At 72.9% G+C, this 24,436-nt stretch carries 5 protein-coding genes and 1 pseudogene; 2 read left to right on the forward strand and 4 right to left on the reverse strand.

What is annotated here, in order from left to right:
* Both ABT324_RS28515 and ABT324_RS28520 read right to left on the reverse strand, forming a co-directional pair.
* Positions 1 to 15,593, reverse strand: a 15,593-nt coding sequence (locus ABT324_RS28515) for a non-ribosomal peptide synthetase (protein WP_351183764.1), incomplete at its 3' end; no start/stop codon positions are given.
* 11 nt (positions 15,594 to 15,604) lie between these two features.
* Positions 15,605 to 19,309 (reverse strand): annotated as a pseudogene (locus tag ABT324_RS28520) (condensation domain-containing protein); the annotation flags it as partial.
* Between the two features lie 200 nt (positions 19,310 to 19,509).
* On the opposite strand from ABT324_RS28520, the gene ABT324_RS28525 reads away from it, so the two are divergent.
* Positions 19,510 to 19,740, forward strand: a complete 231-nt coding sequence (locus ABT324_RS28525) for a hypothetical protein (protein ID WP_351183722.1) — start codon at positions 19,510 to 19,512, stop codon at positions 19,738 to 19,740.
* Positions 19,741 to 19,763: 23 nt separating this feature from the next.
* Here the strand turns inward: ABT324_RS28525 and ABT324_RS28530 are convergent, their stop codons facing one another.
* Positions 19,764 to 21,278 carry an amidase gene (locus tag ABT324_RS28530; RefSeq protein WP_351183723.1) on the reverse strand — a complete coding sequence of 505 codons (1,515 nt, stop codon included), beginning with the start codon at positions 21,276 to 21,278 and terminating at the stop codon, positions 19,764 to 19,766.
* Positions 21,279 to 21,590: 312 nt separating this feature from the next.
* On the opposite strand from ABT324_RS28530, the gene ABT324_RS28535 reads away from it, so the two are divergent.
* The gene (locus ABT324_RS28535; RefSeq protein WP_351183724.1) at positions 21,591 to 23,465 is read left to right on the forward strand and encodes an AfsR/SARP family transcriptional regulator; all 1,875 of its coding nucleotides are present in this window, start codon (positions 21,591 to 21,593) and stop codon (positions 23,463 to 23,465) included.
* Here ABT324_RS28535 and ABT324_RS28540 read toward each other — a convergent pair.
* A complete protein-coding gene (locus ABT324_RS28540) occupies positions 23,449 to 24,402 on the reverse strand; it encodes an ornithine carbamoyltransferase (protein ID WP_351183726.1) in 954 nt (317 codons plus the stop codon). The two genes, ABT324_RS28535 and ABT324_RS28540, sit on opposite strands and share 17 nt — an antisense overlap.
* Between the last annotated feature and the right edge of the window lie 34 nt (positions 24,403 to 24,436).

Consider the following 24,436-nt stretch of genomic DNA (forward strand, 5'->3'; position numbering starts at 1 on the left):
CGCTGCTGCGCGACGAGTTCGGCGAGCGCATCACCAGGCAGCAGGCGGTGCGCCGGGGCCAGCACCAGGCAGGCGCCGGACAGCAGGCCCATGCACATCTCCCACGCCGCCGCGTCGAAGCTCAGCGACGCGAACTGGAGCACCCGGCTGGTGCGGTCCACGCCGAGCGCCCCGCACTGGGCGGTCAGCAGGCTCGCGATGCCGGCGTGGGTGACCACCACGCCCTTCGGGCGGCCGGTCGAACCCGACGTGTAGATCACGTACGCCGCGGCCGACGGCGGCAGGTCCCCGCGGTCGGCGGCGGTGACCTCGGTGCCCGGCATGCCGGGCAGGGCCGCGGTGGTGTCCGCGCCGTCCAGCACGACCAGCCGGACGTCGGTGCCAGCGAGGGAGCCCGCGCTGGCCTGGTCGGTGAGGACGAACTCCGGCTCGCCGTCGGCGAGCATGTGCTCGATGCGTTCCCGCGGGTAGGACAGGTCGATCGGCAGGTAGGCCGCGCCGGTCTTGAGCACGGCCAGCAGCGCCACCACCAGGTCCGCCGACCTCGGCAGCGCGACGCCGACCAGCCGTTCCGGCCCGGCGCCCCGGGTGATCAGCCAGTGCGCCAGCTGGTTGGCGCGCCGGTCGAGTTCGGCGTAGTCGAGGGTGGTGCCCTCGAAGGCCACCGCGGGGGCGTCCGGCTGCTGCCGCACCTGGTCGGCGAACAGCTCCGGGAAGCTGCGCGGTTCGACCGGCTGCGCGGTGTCGTTCCACGCGGTCAGGATGCGCTCGCGTTCGGCGGTGTCGAGCAGCTCGACCTCGCCGATGCGGCGGCCGGGGTCGGCCGCGACCGCGGTGAGCAGCCGCTCGAAGCGGTCGACGATCGTCCGGACGGTGTCGGCGGTGAACAGGTCGGTGGCGTACTCGACGACGCCTTCCACGCCGTGCGGGCCCTCTTCGAGGCTGAACGCGAGGTCGAACTTGGCGACCCCGGTCCCGGCCCCCTCGAGCTCGACGCGCAGACCGGGCAGCGCCACTTCGCCGCCGCTGTCCTGGAGGTCCAGCAGGACCTGGAACAGCGGGTGGTGCGACAACGACCGCGTCGGGTTCAACACCTCCACCAACCGCTCGAACGGCACATCCTGATGCGCATACGCCGCCAGATTCGCCTCACGGACACGGTCCAGAAGTTCCTCGAACGACGGATCACCCGACAAGTCGTTGCGCAGCACCAGATTGTTCACGAAGAACCCGACCAGATCCTCCACCGCAGCATCCGAACGACCCGCCACCGGAGTACCGATCGGAACATCAACCCCAGCACCCAACCGCGACAACACCGCAGCCAAACCAGCCTGCAACACCATGAACACCGTCACCCCACGAGACCCCGCCAAGTCCACGACAGACCGGTGCAGGTCGGGGCCGAAGGTGAACTCCAGCAGGTCGCCGCGGTGCGAGGCGACCGCCGGGCGCGGGTGGTCGGTGGGCAGTTCGATGCGCTCCGGCAGGTCGGCCAGGGCACTGCGCCAGAACTCGACCTCCCCGGCCAGCAGGCTCGTCGGGTCGTCCTCGGAGCCCAGCAACTCCCGCTGCCACAGCGCGTAATCCGCGTACTGCACCGGCAGCTCCGCCCACTGCGGCGCCGCACCGCGTTGGCGCGCCGCGTAGGCCTCGGACAGGTCGCGCAGCAGCGGTCCCTGCGACCAGCCGTCCCCGGCGATGTGGTGCAGCAGCAGCATCAGGACGTGCTCGTCGCCGCCCTGCCACAGCGTGGCGCGGATCGGCAGTTCGGTGCTGATCTCGAACGGTCGCCGCGCGGCTTCGGCCAGTTCGCGCTCGGGGTCGGTCTCCCGGACCTCGAACACCGCCTCCGCTTCGGACAGCACGAGCTGGTGCGGCGTGCCGTCGGCGTCCGGGAAGACGGTGCGCAGGCTCTCATGCCTGCCGACCACGTCGTGGAACGCTGCGCGCAGCGCCGGGACGTCCAGCGGACCGGACAACCGCAGCACGAATGGCATGTTGTAGGTCGCGCTCGGCCCTTCGAGCCGGTGCAGGAACCACAGCCGGTGCTGCGCGAACGACAGCGGCACCCGCGCCGGGCGGGGTCCGGCGACCGGACCCGAGCGCGCGCCACCGGCCGCGTCCAGCGCACCCGCCAGCCCGGCGGCGGTCGGGTGCACGAACAGCTCGCGGATTGGCAGCTCCACGGCGAACTCCGCGCGGATCCGGCTGATCAACCGGGTGGCCAGCAGCGAGTGGCCGCCCAGGTCGAAGAAGCCGTCGTCGATGCCCACCTCCGCGACACCGAGCACCTCGGCGAACAGGTCGCAGAGCGCCTCTTCGCGCCGGTTGCGCGGGGCGCGCCCGGAGCCGGTGAACTCCGGTTCCGGCAGCGCCCCGCGGTCCAGCTTGCCGTTGGGCGTCAGGGGCAGCTCGTCGAGCACCACGAACGCCGCGGGCACCATGTACTCGGGCAGTCGCCGCCGCGCCAGCTCGCGGAGCTCGTCGACGTCCGGCACCGCACCCGGCTCTGGCACCGGGTAGGCGACGATCCGCTGGTCGGTGCCCGAGTCGCGCACCGCCACCGCGACCTGCGCGAGGCCGGGGTGGTCGGCCAGGCACGCCTCGACCTCGCCCAGCTCGATGCGGAACCCGCGCACCTTCACCTGGTCGTCCACCCGGCTGAGGTAGTCGAGCTGGCCGTCCTCGCGCCACCGCACCAGGTCCCCGGTGCGGTACATGCGCTCGCCCGGAGCACCGGCCGGGTCCGCGACGAACCGCTCCGCGGTCAGCCCGGCCCGGTTGGCATAGCCGCGCGCGACACCCAGACCGCCGATGTAGAGCTCGCCCGGGACCCCGACCGGGACCGGCCGCAGGTGGTTGTCGAGCACACGCACGGTGGTGTTGCCGATCGGCCGCCCGATCGGCGGCGCGCCGTCGACGCGGTCGAGGGTCGCGGAGGCCGACCAGATCGTGGTTTCGGTCGGGCCGTAGAGGTTGGTGACCCGCCCGCCGAGTTCGACGAGTTCCGCAGCCAGCTGCGCCGGAAGCGCCTCCCCGCCGATCAGCACCCGCAGGCCGCGCAGGCGGTCCGGCGCACCCGCGACCAGCGCGTGCCACAGCGACGGCGTGGCCTGCGCGTGGGTGACGCCGGTCCGCTCGATCAGCGCGCCGAGCGCCTGCGGGTCGCGCACGGTGTCCTCGTCGGCGAGGACGACGGTGGCACCGACCGACAGCGGCAGGTACAGCTCCAGCCCGGCGATGTCGAACGACACCGTGGTGACCGCGAGCACCCGGTGGTCGGCGGCCAGGCCGACGTCCTCGCGCATCGACGCCAGGAAGTTGTCCAGGTTCGCCCGCGTCACCTGCACGCCCTTGGGGCGCCCGGTGGAACCGGAGGTGTAGATCGCGTACGCCAGTTGCTGCGGGTCCCGCGCCACGACGGGGGTCGCCGAGTTCTCCGCGGCGAGATCCACCGCGTCGACGAGCACCCGCCGGGTGCCCTCCGGCACCGGGACCTCGGTGGTCCGGTCGGTGGCCAGGATCGCGGGCCGGGCGTCCTGCAGGACGTGCGCGAGGCGTTCCGCCGGGTGGTTCGGGTCGATCGGCAGGTACGCCGCCCCGGCCTTGGCCACCGCCAGCAGCGCCACCAGCAGTTCGGGCGTGCGGGGCAGGGCCACCGCCACCACGGTCTCGGGACGTGCACCGGCGCTGATCAGGTGGTGGGCCAGCTGGTTCGCGCGCTGGTCGAGCTCGCGGTAGCTGAGCTGCTGCGTCGCCGTGATCAGCGCGCACGACTCCGGGTCCGCCTGGGCGCGGGCCTGGAACTGCGCCACGAACGTCTCGTCCGGGACGTCGCGGCGGGTGTCGTTCCAGGCGCGCAGCTGCGCGTGCTCGCTGTCGGAGAGCACCTCCAGCTCAGCGGTGGTGCGCCGCGGGTTCGCCAGGGCGTCGCGCAGCAGCCGCTGGAAGCGCTCGACCAGGGAGTTCGCCGTGCTCGGGTCGAACAGGTCGGCGGCGTACTCCAGATCGCCCTCGATGCCAGCCGGGTTGCCCGCCGCGTCGAAGGTCTCCCGCAGCTCCAGCGACAGGTCCATGGTGACCGCACCGGTGTCCAGCCCTTCGACCTCCGCGCGCAGGCCGGGCAGGCCGAGGTCGTCGGCACCGGCGTCGTGCACCGTCATCATGACCTGGAACAGCGGGTGGTGCGACAACGACCGCGTCGGGTTCAACACCTCCACCAACCGCTCGAACGGCACATCCTGATGCGCATACGCCGCCAGATTCGCCTCACGGACACGGTCCAGAAGTTCCTCGAACGACGGATCACCCGACAAGTCGTTGCGCAGCACCAAGTTGTTCACGAAGAACCCGACCAGATCCTCCACCGCAGCATCCGAACGACCCGCCACCGGAGTACCGATCGGAACATCAACCCCAGCACCCAACCGCGACAACACCGCAGCCAAACCAGCCTGCAACACCATGAACACCGTCACCCCACGAGACCCCGCCAAGTCCACGACGGACCGGTGCAGGTCAGCACCGAACCGGACGTCGACGGCTCCGCCGCGGTAGCTCGCGGTGGTCGGGCGCGGCCGGTCGGTGGCGATCTCCAGCCGATCCGGGATGCCCGCCAGCTGTTCGCGCCAGAAGGCCAGCTGCGCCTCGGCGAGGGCGGTGGGCGCCCCTTCGTCGCCGAGCAGTTCGCGTTGCCACACCGTGTAGTCCGCGTACTGCACCGGCAGCGGTTCCCAGTCCGGGAGCCCACCGCTGACGCGGGCGGAGTACGCCGCCGCCAGGTCGCGCAGCAGCGGTTCCGTGGAGCCACCGTCCGCGGCGATGTGGTGCAGCAGCACCAGCAGCGCGTGGGAGGTGCTGTCCTCGCTGAACAGCGTCGCCCGGACCGGCAACTCGGAACCGAGGTCGAACGCGTGCTGGGCGGCCTGCACCAGGTCCGCGTCCAGCGCGGTGGTGGACACCGCCTCGAACACCGGCTCGCGGTCCACCACCACCTGGTGCGGCACGCCACCGGTCTCGGCGAACAGGGTGCGCAGGCTGTCGTGTCGGGCCACCACGTCCGCGAACGCTCGCCGCAGCTGCGCCACGTCCAGCTCCCCGGAGAGCTTGAGCACCAGCGGGATGTTGTAGGTCGGGCTCGGCCCGTCCAGCTGGTGCAGGAACCACAGCCGCCGCTGCGCGTAGGACAGCGGGACCCGCTCGGGCAGCGGCTTGCGGCCCAGTGCGGGGCGGGCTTCAGCCGCGCCGGACAGCCGCGCGGCCAACCCGGCGACGGTCGGTGACTCGAAGACCGCGCGCACCGGGACCTCCACGCCGAAGGCGGCACGGACCCGGCCGGTCAGCTGCGTCGCGCGCAGCGAGTGCCCGCCGAAGGCGAAGAAGTTGTCGTGCAGGCCGATCTCCTCGACACCCAGCACCTCGGCGAACAACCCGCGCAGGGCCTCCTCCTCGGGTGTCGACTCGCGGTCCTCGTGCACGGCCTCGACCACGGCCTGCTCGACGTGGAACTCCAGCAGGCCGTCGGCGCGCCAGCGGGCGCGGTCCCCGATCGGGCACATCAACGGGCCGCCCGTGCCGAAGGGGTTCTCGATCCCGTCGACCAGCCGGGCGGTGCTCACGTGGACCTCGCCGAACACGCCGGGCGGGACCGGCCGTTGCTGGTCGTCCAGCACGTAGACCGCAACCCCCGGGGCGGGCCGCTCGGCGCCGTGCTCGCCGGTCGTGATCGCCCCGGTTCCCGGTCGACCGCGCCAGAACTCGACCGCCACGGCCGGGAAGCGCTCCCGGAAGGCGGCCAGGTCGGCGGAACCGGTCGCGCCGAACCCGACCAACCGCTCGAGGCTCGCGGGCAGGAACTCCTGCTCCACCGCGACGCGGCACACCTGCTCCAGCAGGTCGTGGGACAGCACGACCTCCTCGACCTCGTCCCAGTCCAGCCAGCCGAGCAGGTCCGAGGCGCTGCCGACGACCTCCTCCGGCGCCGCCACCCCACCGTCCACAGCGGACGGATCGATCCCGGCGACGGCGATCTCCGACGCCTCGGGCGCGGTCGCGACCGCAGGCAGCACGATGGCCAGCTCGTCCTCGTCGAGCAGCGCCACCTCGCTCGGCCGCGCGTCCGGGTCGGCGACCAGCGCTTCGAGCAGCGTCCGCAGCCGCCGCGCCAGCTTGCCCGCGGTGGCCCGGTCGAACAGGTCGACCGCGTACTCCAAGTCGCAGCTGATCCCGCCACCGTCCCGCGCCAGCAGGTGGAGGACGAGGTCGAAGCGGGCCGCGGACATCTCGACGTCCAGCGGTTCGGCCCGCAGGCCGGGCAGCGCGAAGCTGCTCCCGGCGTCGTTGTCCACCACCACCATCACCTGGAACAGCGGGTGGTGGCCGAGCGAGCGGACCGGGTTCAGCTCCTCCACGAGCCGGTCGAACGGCACGTCCTGGTGCGAGAACGCCGCCAGGTCGGCGTCGCGCACCCGGCCGAGCAGCTCCCGGAACGTCGGGTCGCCCGCGGTGGAGGTGCGCAACACCAGCGTGTTGACGAAGAAGCCGACCAGGTCCGCCAGCGCCTCGTCGTCGCGGCCCGCCACGGGCGTGCCGATCGGGATGTCGGTGCCCGCGCCGTGCCGGGTCAGCAGCGCCGCCAGCGCCGCCTGGACCAGCATGAACAGCGTCGTGTCGGTCTTGCGCGCCAGCTCCAGCAGGTCCGCGTGCAACTCGGCGGGCAGCACGAAGTTGAGCTCGTCGCCCTGGTGGGAGGCCACCGCCGGGCGCGGCCGGTCGGTCGGCAGCGCCAGGACGTCCGGCAAGTCGGCCAGCGCCGCCCGCCAGTGCGCGAGCTGCTTGGACACCAGGCTGCCCGGGTCGTCCTCGCCGCCGAACAGCTCCTGCTGCCACAGTGTGTAGTCGGCGTACTGCACCGGCAGCGGCGACCACTGCGGCGCCTCGCCCCGCAGCCGCGCGGCGTAGGCCGTGGACAGGTCGCGGGCGAACGGCTCCTCCGAACCGCCGTCGGTGGCGATGTGGTGCAGCAACAGCAGCAGCACGTGCTCGTGCTCGTCGACCTCGAACAGCGTTGCCCGCAACGGGCATTCGGCGGTGAAGTCGAAGGCGTGCTGCGATGCCGCGGTGAGCTGCGCGGTCAGCTCCGCCGGTGCCACCCGCGCGACCCGCAGCCCCGGGAAGGTGTCCACGACGACCTGGTGCGGTTCGCCGTCGACCTCCGGGAAGACCGTGCGCAGGCTCTCGTGGCGGTCGAAGACGTCCCGGACCGCCGCTTCCAGGGCGGTGGTGTCGACTTCGCCGGTCAGCCGCAGCACGATCGGCACGTTGTAGGTCGCGCTCGGGCCCTCCAACCGCGACAGGAACCACAACCGCTGCTGCGCGAACGACAACGGCACGCGCTCCGGTCGCGGCTTGGCGGACAGCGGGACGCGTGGTGCGTTCGCCGCGTCGTCCAGGCGACCGACGACACCGGCCACGGTGGGCTCGGTGAACAGGGCACGCACCGACAGCTGCACGCCGAAGGTGGCACGGATCCGGCTGAGCAACCGGATCGCCGACAGCGACTGCCCGCCCAGCTCGAAGAAGCTCTCGTCGACCGCCACCGGCCGGTCCAGGCCGAGCACCTCGCCGAACAGGCCGCACAGGATCTCCTCGCGCGGCGACCGCGGGCCCCTGCGCCCGGCGCGGCGCGACAGCACGGGCAGCGCCGCGTAGTCGGTCCCGCCTGCCGCGTCCACCGGGAGCGACTCCAGCGGGATGCACCTCGCGGGCACCATGTACTCCGGCAGCGCCGTCTCGGCGTGCGCACCGACCGCCGCCGGATCGGTGGCGTAGGCGACCAGCTGCCCGTCGTCGTCGGCGACCACCGCCACCGGCCCGGCCGCGGACAGGACCTGCTCGACCTCGTCCAGCGACACCCCGATCCCGCGCACCTGCACCCACCGGCCGGGACGCGCGACGACCTCGACCTCCTCGCCCCTGCGGCGCGCCCGAGCGCCGGTCGTCACCGGCCCGTCGGCCCCGACCAGGTGCAGCTCGCCGACCACACCGGGTGGCAGCGGGCGCCCGGCCTCGTCGAGCACGAGCTGCTGCGCGTCTGGTGCCGGGAACTCCTCGGGTGCCAAAACTTCCAGGTCCCCGAGCCGCCGCCCGGGGTCAGCGGTGGCGCTGCGCAGCAGCCGCAGCAGCCGCTCGCCGAAGGCGTCGACCGTGGCGCGGTCGAACAGGTCGGTGGCGTACTCGATCTCGCCGACGATCCCGGCGTGCGCGCCGTCCGGGGCATAGCGCTCCTGCAACCGGATGTCCATCGCGAACTTCGCCACGCCCGCGACGACGTCCTCCAGCTCCACCTCCAGCCCGGGCAGCGCGACCTCGACCTCGTCGAAGTTCTCGAAGGTCAGCATCACCTGGAACAGCGGGTGGTGGGCCAGCGACCGGGTCGGGTTGACCGCCTCCACGATCCGATCGAACGGCACGTCCTGGTGCGCGAACGCCGCCAGGTCGGTCTCCCGCACCCGGTCCAGCAGCTCCCGGAACGACGGGTCCCCGTGCGTGCGGGTGCGCATCACCAGCGTGTTGACGAAGAACCCGAACAGGTCCTCCAGCGCCTCGTCGGTGCGGCCCGCGACCGGCGTGCCGATGGGGATGTCCTCGCCCGCGCCCAGCCGGGTCAGCAGGGCGGCGACCCCGGCCTGGATCACCATGAACTGCGTAGTGCCAGTGCTGCGCGCCACCTCGTCGATGGCCCGGTGCAGCTCGGCGTCGATGCGCAGCGGTGCCTCGTCGCCGAGGTAGCTCGCCACCGCGGGGCGCGGGTGGTCGGTGGGCAGCTCGATCTTCTCCGGCAGCCCGCGCAGCGCGTCCGCCCAGAAGGCCATCTGCCGGTTGATCGCGCTGTTCGGGTCGGACACGTCGCCGAGCAGCTCCCGCTGCCACAGCGTGTAGTCGGCGTACTGCACCGGCAGCACCGCGAACTCCGGCGCGGTACCGCGGCAGCGGGCGGCGTAGGCGGTGGCGAGGTCGTTGCCCAGCAGCGACTCCGACCAGCCGTCGCTGATGATGTGGTGCATCAGCGGCAGCAGCGCGTACCGGTCACCGCCCAGGCAGAACAACCACGCGCGGATCGGCAGCTCGGAGGTGATGTCGAAGTGGTACCGCGACGCCTCGCGCAGCGCCTCCTGGAGCCCGGCCTCGGCGACCTCGACGACCTCGAGCACTGGCTGCGCCTGCTCCGGCGGCAGCACGACCTGGTGCGGAACACCGCTGTGCTCCGGGAAGACCGTGCGCAGCGACTCGTGCTGCGCGACGACGTCGGCGAACGCGGTGCGCAGGGCGACGACGTCGAGCTCACCGGTCAGCCGCAGCACCAGCGGCACGTTGTAGGTGGCGCTGGGACCTTCCAGCCGCGACAGGAACCACAGCCCCTCCTGGACGTAGGACAGCGGCATCCGGTCCGGGCGCGGCATCGGCCGCAGCGCGACCCGGGCGCGTTCGGCGGCGTCCAACCGCTCGGCGAGCCCGGCCACCGTCGGCGTCTCGAACAGGGCGCGCAGCGGCAGCTCCGCGTCGAAGGCCGAGCGGATCCGGCTGACCAACCGGGTCACCAGCAGCGAGTGGCCGCCCAGGTCGAAGAAGCTGTCGTCGATGCCGACCCCGGAGACCTCCAGCACGTCCGCGAAGAGCCCGCACAGGACCTCCTCGCGCTGGTCGCGCGGCGCGCGGCCACCGGCCAGCACCGACAGGTCCGGCGCGGGCAGCGCCTTGCGGTCCAGCTTCCCGTTGGCGGTCAGCGGGAGCGCGTCCAGCTGCACCACCGCGGTGGGCACCATGTACTCCGGCAGCGCCGCGGCCACCTGCCGCCGCACGTCGGCCGGGTCGACCGGCTCACCGGCCACGACGTAGCCGACCAGGCGCTTGTCGCCCGGCTTGTCCTCGCGGACGACCACGGCGGCCTGCGCCACCGCCGGGTGCGCGAGCAGCTGCGCCTCGATTTCGCCCAGCTCGATGCGGAACCCGCGGATCTTGACCTGGTCGTCGGCCCGGCCGAGGTACTCCAGCACGCCCTCGGCGTTCCACCGCACCAGGTCCCCGGTGCGGTACATCCGCGAGCCCGCGCGGCCGAACGGGTCGGCGACGAACCGCTGCGCGGACAGCCCGGCCCGGCCGAGGTACCCGCGCGCCAGCCCGGCGCCGGAGACGTGCAGCTCCCCGGCGACACCGGGCGCGACCGGCTGCAGCGATCCGTCGAGCACGTACAGCCCCAGGTCCGGGATGGCCTCGCCGATCGGGCTGCGCAGCTCGGCGGTGTGCGCGGCCGCCAGCGGGAAGTAGGTGACGTGCACGGTGGTCTCGGTGATCCCGTACATGTTCACCAACCGCGGCGCGTCCTCGCCGTGGCGCTCGTACCAGCCGGCCAGCTTGGCCGGTTCCAGCGCTTCCCCGCCGAAGACCACGCAGCGCAGCGCCAGCCGGTCGCCGAGCTCCGGGTCCTCCTGGTCGGCCTGGACGAGCTGGTGGAACGCCGACGGGGTCTGGTTGAGGACCGTGACCCCCTCGCGAACCAGCAGTTCCAGGAACTCCTTCGGCGAGCGGCTGACCAGGTGCGGCACCACCACCAGGCGACCGCCGTGCAGCAGCGGCCCCCACAGCTCCCACACCGAGAAGTCGAAGGCGTAGGAGTGGAACAGCGTCCACACGTCCTGTTCGTCGAAGCCGAACCAGGGCTCGGTGGCGGTCAGCAGCCGGTGCACGTTGCGGTGCGGCACGACGACGCCCTTCGGGCGGCCGGTCGAGCCCGAGGTGTAGATGATGTAGGCCGCGTTGTCCGGACCGGCGACCGCGCCGAGGTCGCTGCCGTCGCGCCCGGTGAGGTCGAGCTCGTCCAGCACCAGCCGGGGCACGTCGGTGTCCAGTGTGGACGACGCGGCGGTGAGCAGGATCGTCGGTGCGGCGTCGGCCAGCATGAACTCGATGCGGTCCGCCGGGTAACCCGGGTCCACCGGGAGGTACGCGCCCCCGGCCTTGAGCACGGCCAGCAGCCCCACCAGCAGCTCGGCCGAGCGCGGCAACGCCAGCGCGACCACGTGCTCCGGACCGACACCGCGCTCCACGAGCACTCGCGCGAGCTGGTTGGCCCGCGCGTTGAGCTCGCCGTAGGTCAGCCGGGTGTCCTCAAAGACCAGCGCGGTGGCGTCCGGGACGCGGCGCGCCTGCGCCTCGAACAGCTCGGGGATGGTGGCCGCCGCGCGGTCGCTGTCCGGCACCGCCGGGAGCAGCGCGCGGCGTTCGGCCGCCGAGAGCAGGTCGATGTCGTCGACGCGGCGCTCCGGGTCCGCCACGACGGCCGACAGCAGCCGGACCAGCCGCTGCCCCATCGCCTGCACCGTGTCGCGGTCGAACAGGTCGGTGGCGTACTCGATGAGCCCGGCCATGCCCAGCGGGGTGCCGTCCGCGGCGTAGTCCTCGCGGAAGTCGAAGTCCAGGTCGAACTTGGACGACCCGGCACCGATGTCGTGGAAGCTGGCGCGCAGCCCGGGCAGGTCCAGCTCCGCCTCGGCGTTGTTCTGGAACAGCACCATGACCTGGAACAGCGGGTGGTGCGCCATCGAGCGCGGCGGGTTGAGGACCTCCACCAGCCGCTCGAACGGCACGTCCTGGTGGGCGTAGGCGGCCAAATCGTTCTTGCGCACCCGGCCGAGCAGTTCCCGGAAGCTGGGCCGCCCGGAGGTGTCGGTGCGCAGCACCAGGGTGTTGACGAAGAACCCGACGAGCTCCTCCAGCGCCTCGTCGGAGCGACCGGCGATCACGCTGCCCAGCGGGATGTCGGTGCCCGCGCCGAGCCGGGTCAGCAGCGCCGACAGACCGGCCTGCACGACCATGAACAGCGTGGTCCCGGTCTGCCGCGCCAGCTCCACCAGACCACGGTGCAGCTCGGCGCTGATCTCGAACTCGACCTCGCTGCCCCGGTAGGACGCCACCGCCGGACGAGGCCGGTCGGTGGGCAGCTCCAGCCGCTCCGGCAGCCCGGCCAGGTTCTGCGACCAGAACGCCAGCTGCTGCGACACCAGGCTCTGCGGGTCGTCCTCGTCGCCGAGCAGGTCCCGCTGCCACAGCGCGTAGTCGGCGTACTGCACCGGCAGCGGTGCCCACTCCGGTGCCGCGCCCCGCAGCCGCGCCGCGTAGGCGGTCGAGAGGTCGCGGCTCAGCGGCGCGTCCGACCAGCCGTCGCTGGCGATGTGGTGCAGCAGCAACAGCAGCGCGTGCTCCTGCTCCCCGAGCTCGAACAGGCAGACGCGCAGCGGGAGTTCGGTGGACAGCTGGAAGCTGTAGCGCCCGAGGTCGCGCAGGTGCTCAGCGAGCCCGGCCTCGTCGGTGCGCACGAACTCGATCTCCGGCACCGACTGCTCGGGGCTCAGCACCACCTGGTGCGGGGTACCGTCGGTCTCCGGGTAGGTGGTGCGCAGCGTTTCGTGCCTGCCGACCAGGTCCGCGACGGCCGCGCGCAGCGCCTCGCGGTCCAGTGGCCCGGACAGCCGCAGCAGCAGCGGCTCGGTGTAGGTGGCGCTGTCCTCCTCCAGCTGGTGTAGGAACCACAGCCGCCACTGGGCGAACGACAGCGGCATCGGCTCCGGTCGCGGGCGGGGTTCGAGCGCCGCCCGGGTGTCGGTGGCGGTGCCGAACTCCTCGACCAGCGCCGCGACCGTCGGCTTCTCGAACAGGTGCCGCAGCGACAGCTCGACGCCGAACATCGACCGCAGCCTGCTCAGCAGCCGGATCGCCGACAGGGAGTGCCCGCCGAGCTCGAAGAAGCTGTCGTCGATGCTGACCTCGGCCACGCCCAGCACGTCCGAGTACAGCCCGCACAGGATCTCCTCCTGCGGGGTGCGCGGCGCCCGCGCCGCCTCCTGCCGCTGCACACCACCGTCGGCCGCTCCGGCGACCTGCAGCCGCTCGGCCGCGGCGAGCACCCCGGTCTGGCCAACCGGCTGGTCCGGTCGCTCGACGATGTCGCGCAGCAGCGCGAACATCTGCGCCGAGAGGCGCTCGATGCTCGTCCGCTCGAACAGGTCCGGCCGGTACTCGAAGCGCAGCCGCAGGGCCTGCCCCGGGATGACCGACAGGGTCAGCGGGTAGTGCGTGGCGTCGTGGTCCTCCAGGCCGGTGACGTCGATGCCGGGTGCCGGGCTCCAGGACTGGCCGGGCTCGTGCGGGTAGTTCTCGATCACGGTCAGCGCGTCGAACAGCTCGCCCGCGCCCACCAGCTGCTGGATCTCGTTGAGGCCCAGGTAGTGGTGGTCCAGCAGGCGCGACTGCTCGTCCTGGATGCGCGCGAGCAGCTCGCCCAGCGACTCCTCGGCGCGCAGCTGGACGCGCACCGGCACGGTGTTGATGAACATGCCGATCATCGACTCCACGCCGGGCAGCTCCGACGGGCGGCCCGCCACCGTGCTGCCGAAGACCACGTCCGCGCGGTCCAGGTTGCGGGCCAGCAGCAGGCCGAACCCGCCCTGCACCGCGGTGTTGAGCGTCAGGCCCCGGCCGCGGATCCACTGCTGGAGGCGGTCGGCGAAGTCGGCGGGCAGGTCCAGCACGACCTGCTCCGGCGTGACCACGGCACTGCCACCGGCGCCGAGCAGGGTCGGCTCGGTGCCCGCCAGCGCGCTGCGCCACGCCTCGGCGCTCGCGGCCTGGTCCCGGTCGGCCAACCAGGCCAGGTAGTCGCGGTAGGGCGTGACCCGCCCCAGCTCCGCGCCCGCCCTGCGGTAGGTGGCGAACAACTCGTCCAGCAGCGACTGCATGGACCAGCCGTCGAACAGGATGTGGTGGTTGGTGACCACGAGCCGGTGCTCGCCGGGGTTGAGCCGCAGCAGGGTGAACCGCAGCAGCGGCGGCCGGGTCAGGTCGAAGCGGCGGGCCCGGTCGGCGGCGGTAAGCCGGTCGACCTCGGCCACCTGGTCGTCCACATCGGACAGGTCGAGCTCCTGCCAGGGCAGCTCCACCTCGTCCGGCACCACCTGCACCGCGCGCGGCAGCCCCTCGTAGCGGAACCCGGCGCGCAGGTTGTCGTGCCTGCGCAGCAGGCCCGCCACCGCCTCGCGCAGCGCCACCGCGTCCAGCGGCCCGTCGACGCGGAAGACCTCCTGCACCGCGTAGACGTCCGGCGCCTGGTCGTCGTAGAGGGCGTGGAACAGCAGGCCTTCCTGCAGCGGCGCCAGCGGCAGGACGTCGCGGACCGGACCGGCCTGCTCCAGCTGCTCGACCTGGCTCTGCGACAGCGACACCAGCGGCAGGTCGGACGGGGTCAGCCCGGCGCTCGTGCGCTGCTCGCCGAGCAGCCGCAGCGCGGCGAAGAACGCGTCCAGCAGTTCCGCCACGCGCCCCTCGTCGAGCAGTTCGCCCGCCCAAGTGCAGGTGACCTTCAGCTGCGGGCCGGACGGGCGGTCCTCGGTGACGGCGTCGATCTCCAGCGGGTAGGACAGCGGCAGCCCGGCGTCGGCACCGCCGCCCAGCGCCTCACCCACCACGGCCCAGTCCTCGGTGGGCTCCCCCGCGCTGAACCGGCCGAGGTAGTTGAACCCGACCTGCGGCGTGCAGCCGGGCAGCGAGTCGCGGAGCACCCCGTAGCCGATGCCGTTGTCCGGAACCGCGCGCAGCTGCTCCTTGACCAGCTTGAGCACGCGGCCGCGGGTGCGGGCGTCGGCCAGCTCCTCCAGCCGCCGCACCCCGGCATCCAGCCGGACCGGGTAGGCGCTGGTGAACCAGCCGATGGTGCGGGACAGGTCCAGCCCGTCGGTGATCTCCTCGCGGCCGTGACCCTCCAGCTCGACCACCACCCGGGACTCCCCGGTGCCCCAGCGGTGCTGCACCTCGCCGAGCCCGGCGGCCAGTCCCGCGAGCAGCACCTCGTTCGCGCGGCCGCGGATCGCGGCCGTCACGTCGGTGAGCAGCGCCCGGGTCAGCTCGGTCGGCAGTTCGCGGGTCAACGTCCGGGCCGTGCCCCGCACGTCGCGGGCGTGGTCCAGCACCAGCTCGCCGAACGGTTCCGACCGCTCGGCGACCACGTCCGTCCACATCGGAACTTCCGGTTCCCGGGACGCGGCGGCCCCGCGCAGCGCGTGCGCCCAGTGCCGGAACGACGTGCCGACCGGGTCCAGCCGCACCGGCCGCCCGGCCCGCACCGCTTCCCACGCGGCGCGCAGGTCAGCGCCGAGGATGTGCCAGGACACGCCGTCCACGGCGAGGTGGTGCACCAGCACGAGCAGTCGCCCGGGCTCGTCCCCGGCATCCAGCCACACGACCTGCAGCACCCGCCCGGCACGCGGGTCCAGCCGCGCCTGCGCGTTCCCGGTCTCGCGCGTGACCAGCTCGTCGAGGTCGTGGCCCCGGGCGTCGACGCGGTGCACCAGACCGGACCCGACCTCGCGAGAGACGACCAGCTGGTCCTCGGCCAGTCGCATGCGCAGCACGTCGTGGTGCGCGACGAGGGCTGCCACCGCGGCGGTGAGGTGCGCCTCGGTCAGCTCGACGGGCGCGCGGAAGACCGTGGACTGGTGGTAGCCGTCGATGTCCCCGCCGCGTTCCAGCAGCGTGCGCATGATCGGCGTCAGCGGCACGTCACCGTGCGCGTCCGGTGCCGGAGCGGCGGCGGGCCGGTCGGTGTCCTGCGCGGCGACCGCGGCCAGCCGGGCGACGGTCCGGTGCTCGAAGACGTCGCGCGGGGTGAGCACCAGCCCCGCCTTGCGGGCGCGGCTGACCAGCCGGATGGCGACGATGCTGTCCCCGCCCAGGTCGAAGAAACCCTCGTCCACGCCGATGTCGGAGACCCCGAGCACCTCGGCGAACAGCTCGGCGAGCCCCACCTCCTGCGGGGTGCGCGGGCGGCGGACCGCCGCGTCCCGGACCGGTTCCGGCAGCTGGTCCACCTCGACCTCGCCCCCGGCGCCGCGCGGGAGCGCTCCGAGCGCGACGAAGTCCGCGGGCACCAGGTACGACGGGACGCGCCGTTCCAGGTAGCCGCGGAGGTCCTCGGTGCGCGCCTCCGCGACGACGTAGGCGACGAGCCGGTCACCGCGCCCGATGACCGCGGCGTCCCGCACCGCCGGGTGCCCCAGCAGCTCGTCCTGCGCGCGGCGCGGGTCCAGGCGGATGCCGCGCACCGTGATCTGCTCCGGGCTGGTGACGTGCGTGCGCTCCTGCGGCGCGAGCAGTTCGAGCTCGGTCAGCCGGGTGTCCGGGTCCTGGATGGCGGAGCGCAGCACCTGGGCCAACCGCTCCCACAGCAGCGCCACGCCGTCGCGGTCGAAGAGGTCCGTGCTGTACTCGATGATCCCGTCCGCGCCCTCCGGCACGCCCGCCGCGCTGCGGTGCTCGCGCAGCCGCAGGTCCAGGTCGAACTTGGCGACGCCGATCGGGACCTCGTCCACCTCGGCCCGCGCGTCCGGGAAGTCCGGGCGCGCCTCGGCGAGGGTCTCGAAGGTCAGCATCACCTGGAACAGCGGGTGGTGCGACAGCGAGCGGGCCGGGTTGACCGCCTCCACGACGCGGTCGAACGGCACGTCCTGGTGGGCGAAGGCGGCCAGGTCGGTCTCCCGCACCCGCGCCAGCAGCTCGCGGAACGACGGGTCGCCGTGCGTGCGGGTGCGCAGCACCAGCGTGTTGACGAAGTAGCCCACGACGTCGTCCACATCGGACGAGTCCCGCCCGGCCACCGGGGTGCCCAGCGGGATGTCCTCGCCCGACCCGAGCCGGGTCATCAGCGCGGCGAGCCCGGCCTGCACGACCATGAACGTGCTGGTGCCGGTGGCGCGGGCCAGCTCCGCCAGCGACCGGTGCAGCTCGGCGTCCAGCCGCACCCGCAGCACGTCGCCGCGGTGCGTCGCGGCTGCCGGGCGCGGCCGGTCGGTGGCAGCTCGACCAGTTCCGGCAGGTCCGCGAGCTGCTCCGCCCAGAAGGCGAGCTGCCGGGACAGGCGGCTGCCCGCCGCGTCCGCCGAACCGAGCGCCGCGCTCCTGCTGCGCATCTCCGCGGCGTAGTCGGTGGGCAGCACCGCCCACCGCGGGACCTCCCCGGCCAGGCGGGCCCGGTAGGCGTCGGCGAGGTCGCGCACCAGCGGGCGCTCGGACCAGCCGTCCGCGGCGATGTGGTGCATCAACAGCAGCAGGACGTGCCGCCGCGGCCTTGGCGAGAGCACTCGCACCCGGAAGGGGACCTCGGCCCGCAGGTCGAACGCGTGGCGGGCCTCCCGCACGAGCTCCTGCTCCAGCTCCGCCTCGTCGACGGTGCGGAAGTCGACGTCCACCGCGACGTCGGAGACCTCCGCGCGGGGCTGCCCGTCGTCCTCGGGGAAGATTGTCCGCAGCGTCTCGTGCCGGTCGGCCACGTCCTGCACGGCCTGGCGCAGCGCGGCCTGCTCCAGCGGGCCGTCCAGCCGCACGATCAGCGGGATGTTGTAGGTGGCGCTCGGCCCCTCCAGCCGGTGCAGGGACCACAAGCCCTGCTGCGCGGCGGACAGCGCTGGTCCGCCTTCGACGGGAGCGACCCGCGCCGCGACCTGCGCCGCACCGGTGAGCCGCTCGGCCAACGCCGCCGGGGTCGGTGCCTCGAAGATGTCGCGGACCGCAACCTCGACCCGCAGCCCGGTGCGGATGGCGGTGGCCAGCCGGGTGGCCAGCAGCGAGTGCCCGCCGAGCTCGAAGAAGCTGTCGTGCACGCCGACCCGCGCCACCCCGAGGGTGGTCGCGAACAGCTCGCACAGCGCCGCCTCCCGCGCGTCGCGCGGTGCCGCGCCCGCACCGGAGGCCGCCCAGGGGTCCGGCAGCGAGCGCCGGTCGACCTTCCCGTTGGGCGCCAACGGCATCTCGTCCAGCACCGCGAACGCGGCCGGGACCATGTGCTCGGGCAGCACCTCCGCCACCCGCTGGCGCAGGACGTCCACCGAGACCCGCTCGCGCGGCACGACGTGGGCGACGATCGCGGGCTCACCCGCCGGGGTCTCCCGCACCACCACCGCGGCCTGCGCCACGTCGGCGAAACCGGCCAGCACCGACTCGACCTCGCCGAGCTCGATGCGGAAACCGCGGACCTTGACCTGGTCGTCGGCGCGGCCGAGGAACTCCAGCTGGTCCCCGTTCCAGCGGGCCAGATCCCCGGTGCGGTACATGCGCTCCCCCGGCGCCCCGAACGGGTCAGCCGGGAACCGCTGCGCGGTCAGGCCGGGCCGGTGCAGGTAGCCGTGCGCGAGCTGGATCCCCGCGACGTAGAGGTCGCCCGGTTCGCCGGGGGCGACCGGGCGCAGCCGCTCGTCCAGCACGTGCACCCTGGTGTTCCACAGTGGACGTCCGATGGGCAGCGGGCGGTCCCCGACCGCCGGGTCGTAGTCCCAGTAGGTGACGTCGATGGACGCCTCGGTCGGACCGTAGAGGTGCGCCAGCCGCACGCCCCAGGTCGCCACCACGTGGGCCGCCAGCGCGGGCGGCAGGACCTCACCGGCCACGAACACCAGGCGCAGCCGCAGCGTGCGCCCGCCGAGCTCGACCCCCGCGGCCACCGCCAGCAGCGACGGGACGAACTGCGCCACGGTCACCTCGTGCTGCTCGACCAGGTCCAGCAGCCGCTCCGGGTCGCGCACCACGTCGGCCGGTGCCAGGCACAGCGAGGCACCGACGACCAGCGGCAGCCAGACCTCCGTCCCGGCCGCGTCGAAGCTGATCGCGGTGCGCGCCAGCACTCGGTCGTCGGCGCGCAGCCTCCACTCCTCGGCCTGCCACCGCATGTGGTTGACCACACCGGCGTGCGGCACGACGACGCCCTTGGGGCGCCCGGTGGAACCCGAGGTGTAGATGACGTAGGCCGGGTGCCGGGGCGTGGCGAGCGGTCCCGGGTTCGTGGCCGGGAACTGGTCGTCGTCGGCGACCAGCTCCACCGGTGCCGCGGCATCCGGCAGCACCGGGGCGATCTCCGCGGTGGTCAACAGCAGCGCGGGCTGGGAATCGGCCAGCATGAAGGAGATCCGCTCCGCCGGGTAGCCCGGGTCGACCGGCAGGTAGGCGGCGCCCGCCTTGACCACCGCGAGCAGGCCCGCGACCAGCTCCGGTGTGCGCGGCAGCGCCAGCGCGACCAGGTCGCCCGGCCGCACGCCCGACGCGATCAGCCGGTGCGCCAGCCGGTTGGCGCGCTCGTTGAGCTCGCGGTAGCTCAGCTCCTGGGCGCCGAACCGCACGGCGACCGCGTCGGGAACCCGCCGCGCGCTGCGCTCGACCAGCTCGGCCAGGGTGGCATGCCCGTCCAGGTCGCGCCCCACCAGATCATCCATGCCGACCCACAACTCCTCGCACCACGCAGTCCTCGCTTTTCCGGCGAGGCTAGGCAGCGCGATTTTCGGGTCGTTATCGTGCGCATTTCCGCAGCGCAGCACGCCTCCGCCGGGCGCGGCCAGCAGGGCGTAGCATGCGCCTGCCGGTTCCCCGCGCTACGGGCGGCGGGAACGGAAATCCGCGCGGAAAGGATTCCAGGATGGACAATCTGGACACCGGTGTCATCTCCCTGCTGATCGCCTCCACCACCTTGCTGATCGCACTGTTCGGCTACTCCAGGATTCAACGAAATCGACTTTCCCGGGAATTTCAGGAGAAGAACGCGCAAACCCAGCAGTTGGCCGCCGAAACCCGGCAAATGCGCGCGGAGTTGGCCGCGCTCACCTCGGAGATCTCCGAACTCCGGCGGCTGCTGACCGAAGCCGCTTGAGAGCCCGCCGCGGAAATCGCTGCTCAGCCGACGCCCGGCGGTTCGAAGGCGGGCGGGAACCAGGCCGGATTGGCCCGTTCGAAGGCGTGCGCGATGCGCAGCAGGACCCGTTCCGACCAAGCCCCGGCCAGGAACGTGACACCGACCGGCAGCCCGCGCACCGCGCCCGCTGGCACGCTGATCGCCGGGTACCCGGCCAGGCCCGGCAGCAGCGCGCTGCCCCGCGCGGGTGGATCGCCGTGGACCAGGTCGATCTTCCACGCGGGCCCGCCGGTGGGGGCCACCAGCGCGTCGAGCTGGTGCTCGCGCAGGACCGCGTCGATGCCCTCGTCCTGCGACAACCGGCGCATGGTGGCCAGCGCCGTCGTGCACGCCGGGTCGGCGAGGTCCCCGCTGAGCCCGTCCACCAGCTCCAACGTCTCCTGTCCGAAGTGCGGCATCTCGACGTCGGCGTGCGCGCGGTTGTACGCGATCAGCTCCCCGATGCTGCGCGGGTGCTCGCCCGGCGCGGCCGCCAGGTAGGCGTCGAGGTGGTGCTTGACCTCCTGCAGCTGCGCGAACATCAGGTTCTCGTCGGACAGGATCTGGGACAGGCTCGGAATCTCGGTGCGGTCGACGATGGTCGCGCCCGCAGCCGCCAGCACCCGGACCGCCTCCTCGGCGACGGCGTCGGCGTGGTCGTCGAACCCGAAGAACCCCTCCCGCGCCACCCCGATCCTGGCCCCGACCAGCGCGTTCTGCTCAAGGCAGTCCTGGTATCCGGTGCGCGTGGCGGCGCTGGTGGCCGGGTCCCGCGGGTCCGCCCCGGCCAGCACCTCCAGCACCGCGGCGGCGTCGGCGACGCTGCGGCACAGCGGACCGACCGAGTCCAGGCTCGGCACGCCGGGGATCATCCCCGCCCTGCTGGTCAGCCCCACCGTCGGTTTCAGCCCGACGACGCCGTTGACCCCGGCCGGGCCGAGGATCGACCCGATCGTCTCCGTGCCCAGCGCGAACCCGCACAGCCCGGCGGCGACCGCGGCGGCCGAACCCGAGCTCGACCCGTGCGGTGACCGGTCCAGCCGGTGCGGGTTGCGGCCCTGCCCACCGCGCGCGCTCCACCCAGCCGAACCGCTGATCCAGCCGCTCTTGTTGGTCTTGCCCAGCACGATCGCCCCCGCCGCGCGCAACCTCGCGACCACCGTCGCGTCCTGCTCGGGGCGCAAGCCGAGCAGCGCCGTGGTGCCGTTGCTGGTGCGCAGCCCGCCCGCGGTTTCGAGGTTGTCCTTGACCAGGAAGGGGATGCCGTGCAGCGGGCCGCGAACCGCTCCGCGCCGCCGCTCGGCGTCGCGCTCCTCGGCGACCTCCTCCGCCTGCGGATCGGTCTCAAGCACCGCGCGCAGCTCGGGCCCGCGCAGGTTCAGCCGGTCGATCCGGTCCAGGTGGAACCGGACGAGCTCCACCGCGCTGAACCGACCGGACTCCTGCCCGGCCTGCAACTGGTCGATCGTCGCTGCGGCAACTGCCACACCGTCCGCTGTTGTGCCAGTGGTTGTCAATTTCTCGCCACTCTCCCTTTCGCTTCGTTATCGATGCCTTATTGATCCGCCAGGGCCAGAACACGAGCCTCGCTCGGCTTTTTCACCATCCCCCCAGGTCGAGCAGTTCTCCCGTTCCGAGACCACCCGAACCAGGCGGATTGACCGGATCAACCCGACGGAACCGCGGAGTTGCAAACGCCGTCAAAGCCCCGGGGTTGGTCACTACCACTCGATAAGATGAACGTTGTGCCATCCAGGGCACTCCAGGGGGGATTGCGTTGGGCACGGCAACAGTTGCTCGTGGGCCGCGAGCAACAGGAAGAAGATTTCATGACCGACCGTCTCAATTTCGGGCTGCTCGGGCCCTTGCACCTCGAGTTCGCGGAACGGAGGATCTCCATCGGCGGACCCCGCCAACGCATCGTGCTGGCCATGCTGCTGCTGAACGCCGACCGGGTCGTCTCGATCGACCGGATCTCGGAAGCGATCTGGAACGGCCACCCCCCGGCGACGGCCCGGACCCAGGTGGCGATCTGCGTCGCGGAACTGCGGAAAACCTTCCGCTCCTTCGGTTTTCGCGACGACGTGCTGCTGACCTACTCGCCGGGGTACCTGCTGCGCCGCAGCCAGCACGAGATCGACCTGCTGTCCTTCCGCACCAAGGTGGCTGAAGCCCGCGCCCTCACCGACCGCCGCGAGATCGTGCCGGCCACCGAGCGCTACGACGCGGCGCTGGCGCTGTGGCGGGGCCGCGCGCTGTGCGACATCAACTCCGCCGTCATCGAGCTGGAAGCCGAACGGCTCGAGGAGCAGAAGCTCGCCGTCCAGGAGGAGCGCACCGCGCTGCACCTGCAACTCGGCAGGCACCGCGAGCTGATCAGCGAACTCACCGCGCTGGTCGAGGAGAAGCCGCTCCGGGAGCAGACCCGCGCCCAGCTGATGCTCGCCCAGTACCGCGCGGGGCGCCGCGCGGAGGCGATGCGGACCTTCCGCCAGGGCCGCCAGCACTTCATCGACGAGATCGGCCTGGAACCCGGTCCGGTGCTGCAGGAGCTGCACGAGGCGATCCTCAACGACGACCCGGCGATCCAGGAACCCGCCCAGCCGCGGCAGGTCGCGCCCCCGGTGGCGCGGCCGAGCGCCGTTCCCGCTGACGTCCTCGCGTTCCGCGGCCGGGACGCCGAACTCGCCGCGCTGGACGGGCTGGCCGACGCGCCGGGGCCGAGTGCCGCCCTCATCACCGGTTGCACCGGCATCGGCAAGAGCGCGCTGGCCGTGCACTGGGCGCACCGCAAGGCCGAGGAGTTCACCGGCGGCGTGCTGTACGTGAACCTGCACGCGTGCTGCCGCGGACCGCAGGAGCTCGACGCCCGGGACGCGGTGCACCAGCTGCTCCGGCAGCTCGGCGTCGCCGCGGCCGACCTGCCCGCCGACCTGGACGCCGCCACCGCCCTCTACCAGGACCTGATGCGCGACCGGAAGGCCCTGGTGCTGTTGGACAACGTCGCGACCTACCGGCAGATCAGCCGTGCGCTGCCGCCCGGACCGCGCAGCACGGCGCTGATCACCAGCCAGAACCAGATCAGCGAACTGGTCGGCGACGCGCTGTGGTTGCGGCTGCGCCCGGTCAGCGAGCAGGAAGCAGTGGACCTGCTCGGCTCGCTGATCGGCAGCCGGGCCGAGGCCGAACCCCGCGCCACCGCCGAACTCGCGGAGCTGTGCGCCCGACTCCCAGCGGCGCTGCGCATCGCTGCCACCAAGCTCATCGCCAAGCCGCACTGGACGATCCAGCGGCTGGTGAACCGGCTCGCCGAGCCGCGGACCCGGCTGGACCAGTTCGAGCACGGCGAGCAGCGGCTGCGCAGCCGACTGCAGGCCAGCTACCAGCGGCTGAGCCCGGACGTGGCGCGAATGTTCCGGCTGCTGGGCCGGTTGGACACCACCGAGTTCGGCCTGCACGACGCCTGCAACCTCCTGCGACTGGACCCGGACGAGGCCGAGCGGCTCATCGAAGACCTGGTGGACGCGCACCTGCTGGACGGCGTTCCCGGACCGGACTCGGAGGACGCCCGGTACCAGTTCCAGCCGCTGCTGCGCACGTTCGCGGCGGAGCTGGACCACGACGAGGTGCGGGCGGCCGAGACCACCCGGGCCCCCCGGCTGGTGGGCAGGTCCGCCAAGGCCGACCTCAGGTTCGCGAACTGAGCGCCCACTCCAGCACCGCCATGGCGCCGTGCATCTTGTTCTCCGCCTGGTCGAAGGCGATCGACCGCGGTCCGTCGAGCACGGCCGCGGTCGTCTCCTCGCCGCGGTGCGCGGGCAGGTCGTGCATGAACCGCGCCTCCGGGTATCGGTCGAGCAGCTGCTCGTCGACCTGGAACGGTTGGAACACCGCGCGCCAGTCGGGGTCCGCCTTGGTGCTGCCGGTGGTCTGCCACCGGGTGGTGTAGACGATGTCGACGTCGGCGGGCAGCTCGGCCATGTCGTGGGTTTCCCGCAGCACCGAACCGGATTCCGCCGCGTACTGCTCGGCCTGCGACCGCACGCGCGGGTCCAGCCCGTAGCCGGGCGGGGTCCGCAGGTGCAGCTCGGTGCCCTCGAAGCGGGGCAACGACAACGCCAGCGCGGCAGCGGTGCTGTTGCCCTCGCCGACGTAGAGCACCCGGGCCCCGTCAACGCGACCGAGGTGCTGCTGGAGCGTGATGAGGTCGGTCAGCGCCTGCGTGGGGTGCTCGTGGGCGCTCATCGCGTTGATCACCGACATCCCCGGTGGCGCGGCGAGCGCCCGGAGCTCCTCGGTGCTGCCCGCGGTGCGGCACACCAGCCCGTCGAGCATCCGGGACAGCACCTGCGCGGTGTCCTCGACCGTCTCCCCGGTGTTGAGCTGCAGGTCGTCCGGCCCGTAGGCGATGATGCGCGCGCCGAGCCGCAGCGCCGCCGCGGAGAACGCGGTCCGCGTCCGGGTGGAGGTCTTGCGGAAGTAGATGCCGATGACGGTCCCGGCCAGCGGCTCCCCGGCGCGCTTCCCGCGGCCGAACGCGGCCCCGTTGCGCACGATCTCCCGGATCTGCGCCAGATCCAGGTCCGCCAGCGAGATGAGATCACCGCGCTGGGCGACGGGGACCGAACTAGCCGCTGCCATGACACCCTCCTGCGAACGACGACGAGCAACCGCG

The sequence above is a fragment of the Saccharopolyspora sp. NPDC000359 genome (genome assembly GCF_040300525.1).
Taxonomy (GTDB): domain Bacteria; phylum Actinomycetota; class Actinomycetes; order Mycobacteriales; family Pseudonocardiaceae; genus Saccharopolyspora.

Excerpts from the sequence above, each read along its gene's own strand:
- ABT324_RS28525 (WP_351183722.1), top strand. The coding sequence starts at position 19,510 with ATGGACAATCTGGACACCGGTGTCATCTCCCTGCTGATCGCCTCCACC.
- ABT324_RS28535 (WP_351183724.1), top strand. The coding sequence starts at position 21,591 with ATGACCGACCGTCTCAATTTCGGGCTGCTCGGGCCCTTGCACCTCGAG.
- ABT324_RS28540 (WP_351183726.1), bottom strand. The coding sequence starts at position 24,402 with ATGGCAGCGGCTAGTTCGGTCCCCGTCGCCCAGCGCGGTGATCTCATC.